This window comes from Aggregicoccus sp. 17bor-14 (genome assembly GCF_009659535.1).
GTDB lineage: Bacteria > Myxococcota > Myxococcia > Myxococcales > Myxococcaceae > Aggregicoccus.
Genome location: NZ_VJZZ01000035.1, coordinates 1 through 1,492, shown reverse-complemented (window position 1 = coordinate 1,492; position 1,492 = coordinate 1). Strand labels below are relative to the sequence as shown.

General features: G+C 73.2%; 1 protein-coding gene. It reads left to right on the top strand.

The genetic code is table 11. The features are described 5' to 3' along the window. The first annotated feature begins 100 nt into the window (after window positions 1-100). Window positions 101-1,492, top strand: coding sequence for an IS701 family transposase (locus FGE12_RS29925; RefSeq protein ID WP_153870076.1), 1,392 nt, complete (start codon window positions 101-103; stop codon window positions 1,490-1,492).

Below are 1,492 nucleotides of genomic sequence, written 5' to 3'. Positions count from 1 at the left end.
CTAGTTGGACTGCGCGAGATGCAGAAGGGCTCGCACGGGGTGTGCGCCCGGGAGGTAGGCGAGAGGGCTGGCGTGTTGCATCCCTGAGGAGGCACACGTCATGGCCCGAGCTGCTGCTGCTGCACCCCTGCGGGCTTTGGAGCCGGCGGACGTGGCGGACATCCGCCAGCGCCTCTCGGACTTCCTGCAGCCCTTCGCCGCGCTGCTGGTGCGAGCGGAGCAGCGCGCGCACCTGCGCTGCTACGTGGAGGGGCGGCTGGCCCCCTTGCGCCGGCGCACCGTGGAGCCCATCGCGCTGCAGGCGCAAGCCAAGGTGCGCCCGCTGCAGCACTTCGTGGGCCAGGGGGCGTGGGACGACGGGTGCTTGCGCGAGGCGCTCGCGTGCGTGGTGGGCGAGGAGTTGGGCGCAGCGCGGGGCGTACTCGTCCTCGACTCCAGCGGCTTTCAGAAGTGCGGGCCCGCCAGCGTGGGCGTGCAGCGCCAGTACTGTGGGCGGCTGGGCAAGCAGGACAATTGCCAGGTGGGGGAGTTTCTCGCCTACGCGGCGCGCGGGGCGTGCGTGCTGGTGGACTGCCGGCTGTACCTGCCGGGCATGTGGGCCGCGCACCCGCAGGTGCGCGAGGCGTGCGGCGTGCCCGACGAGGTGCAATTCGAGGAGGGCTGGAGGCTGGCGCTGGGCATGGTGCTGCGCACCGGGCGCCACCTGCCGCACCGCTGGGTGGTGGGCGACGACGCGTACGGGCAGGTGTGCGCCCTGCGCGACGCCCTCTTCGAGGCGGGCGAGCGCTACGTGCTGGAGGTGCCGGGCGCCAAGGCGAAGGTGCAGCCGGTGGCGAGCGGCCGCTGGACGCACGCGGCCGCGTGGGCGGACGGACTGCCCCAGCGCGCCTGGAGGACTTTCTGCCTGCGCGACGGCGAGGCGGGCCCCATGCCCGTGCGGGCCGCCCGCGTGCGCGTGCGCTGCCGGCGCGAGGACGGCTCCACGCGCACCGAGGTGCTGCTGGTGGTGGACAGCCTCACTTCCGACAAGCGCTGGTACTACCTGTGCACCGACACCCGCTGCCGACTCGAGGACTTGGTGCGCGTGGCCTCCTGTCGCCACGGCGTCGAGGAGGCCCTGCGCTACGCGAAGGGCGAGGTGGGCCTGGACGAGTATGAGGTGCGCGGCTGGACGGGCTGGCACCACCACATGACGCTGTGCCTCATGGCGCTGTGGTTTCTCGTGCGCGAGAAGCGCTGGCTGGAAAAAAAAGGGTACGCATTACCGTACCGCACGTGGCGCGCGTGCTGGCCGAGCTGCTTGGCCCCCCACGCAGCCTCGCGCACGCCGCCGGACGCATCCGCGCCGAGCAGCGCCACGCCGACAGCGCCCGAGAGGGCCACTGGCACGCGCACGGGGCGCGCGCCCCGCCTCCGCGCCACCTCGCCCGCTCGCCCTCACGCTAAGGGCGCACGCCGCACTGCGCGTGCGCATCTCGCGCAGTCCAACTAG

Excerpts from the sequence above, each read along its gene's own strand:
- FGE12_RS29925 (WP_153870076.1), top strand. The coding sequence starts at position 101 with ATGGCCCGAGCTGCTGCTGCTGCACCCCTGCGGGCTTTGGAGCCGGCG.